This is a genomic window from Enterorhabdus sp. P55, assembly GCF_009911695.1.
Classification (GTDB): Bacteria; Actinomycetota; Coriobacteriia; order Coriobacteriales; family Eggerthellaceae; genus Enterorhabdus.
Window position 1 is genome coordinate 1 of record NZ_QWKK01000126.1, and the last position, 5,391, is coordinate 5,391.

At 68.6% G+C, this 5,391-nt stretch carries 4 protein-coding genes and 1 pseudogene; all 5 read left to right on the forward strand.

Features of this window, described 5'->3' with window-relative positions; all coding sequences use genetic code 11:
• Positions 1–634, forward strand: a pseudogene (locus D1643_RS09505) (hypothetical protein); the annotation flags it as partial.
• Positions 635–800: 166 nt separating this feature from the next.
• Entirely contained in the window at positions 801–1,109 is a 309-nt protein-coding gene (locus D1643_RS09510) for a YbaB/EbfC family nucleoid-associated protein (RefSeq protein ID WP_160710395.1), read from the forward strand.
• A gap of 130 nt (positions 1,110–1,239) precedes the next feature.
• Complete coding sequence (gene recR, locus D1643_RS09515; RefSeq protein WP_160710396.1) at positions 1,240–1,836, forward strand: recombination mediator RecR; 597 nt, start codon at positions 1,240–1,242, stop codon at positions 1,834–1,836.
• Positions 1,837–2,442: 606 nt separating this feature from the next.
• On the forward strand, positions 2,443–3,789 hold the full coding sequence (mobB, locus tag D1643_RS09520) for a molybdopterin-guanine dinucleotide biosynthesis protein B (protein ID WP_160710397.1): 1,347 nt from the start codon (positions 2,443–2,445) through the stop codon (positions 3,787–3,789).
• 84 nt (positions 3,790–3,873) lie between these two features.
• The gene (locus tag D1643_RS09525) at positions 3,874–5,088 is read left to right on the forward strand and encodes a 4Fe-4S binding protein (RefSeq protein WP_160710398.1); all 1,215 of its coding nucleotides are present in this window, start codon (positions 3,874–3,876) and stop codon (positions 5,086–5,088) included.
• Positions 5,089–5,391 lie beyond the last annotated feature (303 nt).

Genomic DNA, 5,391 nt, shown 5'->3' on the forward strand with positions numbered 1-5,391 from the left:
GAACGGCGCGACCGCTGCGAACGGGGCGGGCGGTGCGCTGGCCGGCGCGGCAGCCGGCGCCGTCGGCGTCGCCGGTGCGGCCGCTGCGGGTGCCGGTTCGTCTGGCTCCCCGAACGGGGCGAGCGCGGGCCCGGCGGATCCCAGTGCGGTGCGAGGCCATCACGGCATCGATGCGATGACCGGTGCGTCGATGCAGCCTGGCGCTGCCGAGCACGGCTACGGCGCGTCGGCTTACGACGAGGTGCCAGTGGATCTCTACGATGATGCAGTGCCTTACGACGACTCCGGCTACGGCGCCTTCGACGCGCCGTCCCCTAATCCCCAAACGAATGTTTCACGTGAAACATCTAATCCTGCCCAAGCGGTGGTGCCTCAGGGCTCGGCGGTTGCGTCCGGCCCGGCTGGTAGCGCGTCGGCAGCGGCTGGCGGGCCGGCGTCTGGCTCCGTTTCCGCAGCTGGCGCTGTTCCTGCAGCTGGCGCAGCGCCCGCAGCCGGCGCCGCTTCTGCGGCGGACGCCGCGCCGTGGGAGGACGGCCCCGCGCCGGCGGCATCGGGAGAGGAGCCCTCGCAGGACGACCTCAACGCCATGCTCGCCTTTGGCTTCGGCGAAGGCGTCGGCTTCACCGAGGTGTAGCTCGCGTTGCCGGCTCGCGTTGCGTCCCCCCTCCCGCCCGGCCATCGTGCGCTCGCGTTGCTTCCAGCTGATCGCGTCTCGTGCGTTGAGGTGGGACGCGCTATAGTGTTTCCGGCCGCTTTGGCGGCCCTGATGAGATGACGCTACCAACGAAGGAGCATTCGCCATGGATATGAAGAAGATGATGAAGCAGGCCCAGAAGATGCAGCTTGAGGCGGCCCGCGCCCAGGAGGAGATCACCCAGATGGAGTTCGAGGCCACGACCGGCGGCGGCATGGTCAAGGTGGTGGCGATGGGTGATATGAGCATCAAGTCCGTGAGCATCGATCCCGAGGCTGTCGACCCGGAGGACGTGGAGATGCTCGAGGATATGGTGATGGCCGCCGTGAACGAGGCCCTGCGCAGCGCTACCGAGGCTACTAACCAGCGCATGAACGCCGTCATGGGCGGCATGAAGATTCCCGGCCTGATGTAAGTCGCCTCAGTTTCTTCCCAACTTCGCCGCAGAATGTTTCACATGAAACATTCGTACGGGAAAATGCCAGCTGACACGTCGTGACGCGCGGCGAAAGCGCGGCTCCGTTCTTTTGTTCCGAGGAGTGCCCATGCAGTCTGCCCCCGCCATCCAGAAGCTGCTCGACGAGCTTGAGCGTCTGCCCGGCGTGGGGCCGAAGTCTGCCCAGCGCATGGCCTACTGGATCCTCAACTCCGATCGCGCCACGGCATTGCGCCTGGCCGAGGCCATCGCGGAGGTGAAGGACACCGTGCACTTTTGCTCACGGTGCTTCAACTACGCGGAGGCCGATCTCTGCGAGATCTGCGCGAGCGGCAAGCGTGACCAGGGCGTCTTATGCGTGGTGAGCGAACCGCGCGACATTCCGCCCATTGAGCGCACCGCTGTGTTCTCGGGCGTGTATCACGTGCTGGGCGGGGCGCTCTCGCCCATGGAGGGCGTCGGCCCTGATGAGCTGCGTATCGCCGAGCTGCTGGCGCGCCTGGCCTCCGAGCCGGTGACCGAGGTGGTTCTGGCCACCAACCCCAACATCGAGGGTGAGACGACGGCCGCCTACCTCGCGCGTCTCATCAAGCCGCTCGGCATCACGGTGACGCGCCCAGCCAGCGGCCTGCCCGTCGGTGGTGACCTGGAGTTCGCCGACGAGGTAACCCTCGGCCGAGCCCTCGAGACCCGCCGTCCGCTGTAGGGCACGAAGGCGTTGACGCCTGCGCCTTGCGGAGGGGTCGAAGAGCGCGAGGGTGAGCGCGAGAGCGGGGGCATGGGAGACGGGGACAACGTCGGCTCCGGCTCTCCTGCTGCATGGACAGGCCGTGTGTGGGCGCTAGGGCGGAAATCGCAGGCGCGCGGGACTGCAGACGGCGTGATGCCGTTCGGAGGGGACGCGAGAGGGTTGCAGGCGAAATCGGGAGCGCCGCCGCGTGAGGTAGTGCCAGGTGGCGCCGTTCCCGAGAATGCAAAACGACCCGCACAGATTCATGCGGGCCGTTCATGGCTTCGTTCTGCGCGCAGATCCTGTCCCCTCCAAAAACAGAACTGCACTCTGACGAAGCGTAAGGGTCGAAGCGAATTCACGCTCCTCGCTTAATTCAAAACAAGAGTATATCAGGCTGTTCACAGAACACCAACAATTTTTTTCGGCGAACGAACGCCGACCTCGCTGGCGCGTTCTCGCCTTCGAAGGCATCGGCGAAGGCGGCATCGCGCCGGCCGGGTGCCCGGGTGAGACGACGTGACCCTTGGGGCCGGCGAAGGCTGCTCTGCTATACTGGGCGCCGGAAAACAAGGAGGGATCATGGTTAACGTACCCAGCCCTGCGGTGGCCGTCGTCGGCCGCCATAACTCTGGCAAGACCACGCTCATCGAGCAGCTCATCGCGTGCCTGGTGGGACGTGGCCATGACGTGGGCAGCGTCAAGCACCACAGCCATGCCGGCTTCGAGATCGACTACCCCGGCAAGGACTCCTACCGCCATCGCGCGGCCGGGGCCTCCGAGACGGTCATCGCGTGCCCAGGCCAGATGGCGCGCATCAAGACGGTCGAGGAGGAGCTCGAGTGCAGCGAGATCGTGCGCTCCATGCCGGGCCACGACATCGTGGTGGTGGAGGGCTACCGCAAGAGCGGCCTGCCCACCATCGAGATCATGCGCTCCGGGAACCCCGCCGACGTGCACGTGGCCGAGGCCATGCTGAAGGCGGCCCGCGCCGGCGAGCCGCTGGGTACCGACTTCGTGCAGCGCTACCGCGAGCAGGCCCAGCGCGAGAGGGAGGCCGCAGCCGCCGCTGACGCGTCCGCCACGCCCGCCGCGGAGCCCGGCGCCGCGCCCGCCGAGCGCGACCCTCACGCCCACACCGTCGCTGACGACCTGGCGCACAAGATGCCCGACGCCAACACGGTGGCCGTCGTCACCGACATCCCCGAGGCGCGCCAGGCCGCCGTGCTGTTCAACGTCCCCGCCTTCGGCCTGGACGACGTGGACGGCCTGGCCGACTTCCTCGAGGAGCACTACGTCCGCCCACGCCTGACCGTGGTCATCCAGGCCGGTGGCGAGAGCCGGCGCATGGGCCAGTCGAAGGCCACGGTTCCCTTCGCCGGGCGCCCCCTCATCTGCCGCCTCATCGAGCGCCTGGCGCCCGTGGCCGACGAGCTGGTCATCACCACTAACGAGCATGATCGCCTGGGCTTTCTCGCCGAGGCGTATCCCGACCTGGACATCAAGCTGGTGGGCGACGCCTTCGACTTCCGCGGCGCGCTGCCCGGCCTCTACACGGCGCTTACCGCGGCGCGCAACCCGTACGTGGCCGTGGTGGCTTGCGACATGGTGTTCGCGAGCGCCGCGCTCGTGGTGGCCGAGTCGCTCGTCATGGCCGGCACGGGGGCGGACGTGGTGGTGCCCGTCAACAAGCACGGCTTCGAGCCCTTCCACGCCCTCTACCGTCGTTCCGGCTGCCTGCCGGCCGTGCGCCGCGCGCTCGACCGAGGCGACCGCCGTGCCCAGTCGCTGCTGGAGGATCCGGAGGTGCATGTGGAGGAGTTCTCCCAGAAGCGCGTGCTGGAGGCCGAGCCCCACGGCGGCTGCTTCATTAACGCCAACACCCCCGACGAGCTCAAGCGCATCGAGGACTCGTACCTGGAAGAGTAGCCGGAAGGCCCGCGCCTCGCGTTCCGGGCCGCCCGCCGGCCCGGCTCCGCGCCGCCTGCCTTCCGCGGGAGAAGAGGGAAGCCCATGCCCACGATCAACGATGTGATGGAGATGGCCGAGGCGCTTGAGAGCGCGTCGGTGGTGGCCGCGCCCGACCGCTGCGTGGCCGTGCGCAACCGCAACTCGAAGTGCCGCCTCTGCGTCGACGCGTGCATCGCTGACGCCATCGAGGTGGGCAACAACGAGCTGAAGGTGTCCAACGGCGCCTGCGTGGCCTGCGGCGCCTGCGTGGCCGTGTGCCCGACTGGCGCGCTCATCTCGCTCGATCCCATGGCCGAGGACCTGGCGGTGGGCATCGCCAGGTCGATGCGGGCCGCAGGCGAGGGTCGCGCCGTTTTCGCCTGCGCGCGCATGGCCGCCCGCAACATCGGCGACCCGGACAAGTACGCCGCGGTGCCGTGTCTCGGTCGCATGGTGGAGGAGGACATCCTCGACCTGGCCGCCAACGGAGCGACCGAGGTCGTTCTGGTGGACGGTACTTGCAAGACCTGCAAGTACCGCGCCACTGGCCCGGCCATCGACGCCACGGTGGCCACGGCGCGCACGCTGCTAGACGCCCAGGGCTGCGCGATGCCCGTGACGCGCGTCTCCGAGTTCCCGTCCGACATCGTGGGCGACGCGATGAAGGCCCGCGGCGCGGCCCGCCGCGGCTTCTTCACGAGCGCCACCTCCATGGCCAAGGACGTGGCCATGACCGCGGCGGAGAAGGCCATCGCCGACGCGCTGCACCAGAACCAGAAGAACAAGATGGCCACCCTGCGCGAGCGGCTGGGCGTGGGCAAGACCGGGCGCCTGCCGCAGTTCGAGCCCGAACGCAACTTCCGCCTGCTCGATGCCATGGACGCGCTGGGCGAGAGCGTAGAGCCGGTCATCGACACGCGCCGCTTCGGCTCGGTCTCCATCGACCCTGAGGAGTGTACCGGCTGCGGCATGTGCGTGATGTTCTGCCCCACCGGCGCCTTGCGCCACGCCGACCAAGAGGAGGAGAGGCCGGCTGACAAGCCCAAGCCCGTGCTGGCGAGCCTCGCGCCTGACGAGGACGAGGATCCGGGCTACCGTGCCGTCGAGTTCTCCGCCGCCGATTGCGTGCAGTGCCGCTTGTGCGCCGACTCGTGCCTGCAGGGGTGCGTCTCCGTGTCGTCCGCCGTGGAGACCGCCGAGCTGTTCGACTTCGAGCCGCGACCGCTTCAGATACGCCGCCCCGGCAAGCGCCCCCGCCTCTTCGACCGCCGCCGCTAGCACGGGCCTTCGCGAAAAGTGGCCATTTGCTTCGAAATTCCGAGGCTGTCGGGCCGCTTTGGCTCGATTTCGGGCCTTTTGCTCGGTGAGGCATTTTTGCGACCTGGGGAAACGCTCGCCAGCGCTTAAGGGACGCCTCGTTTACCCTCGGAATTTCGAAGCAAATGGCCAAAAACACCCCGGCTTGCTGCAGGGGGGGGTCGCTGGCACCCGCCCGCCGTCGCCCGCGGCTAGGGGGGTGAGCCGGCGCCTTCTGGCGGCGGCCGCCCGCCCGCGTGACCCGCCGCGCCCGCCCGCGCAGCC

Excerpts from the sequence above, each read along its gene's own strand:
- D1643_RS09510 (WP_160710395.1), top strand. The coding sequence starts at position 801 with ATGGATATGAAGAAGATGATGAAGCAGGCCCAGAAGATGCAGCTTGAG.
- recR (WP_160710396.1), top strand. The coding sequence starts at position 1,240 with ATGCAGTCTGCCCCCGCCATCCAGAAGCTGCTCGACGAGCTTGAGCGT.
- mobB (WP_160710397.1), top strand. The coding sequence starts at position 2,443 with ATGGTTAACGTACCCAGCCCTGCGGTGGCCGTCGTCGGCCGCCATAAC.
- D1643_RS09525 (WP_160710398.1), top strand. The coding sequence starts at position 3,874 with ATGCCCACGATCAACGATGTGATGGAGATGGCCGAGGCGCTTGAGAGC.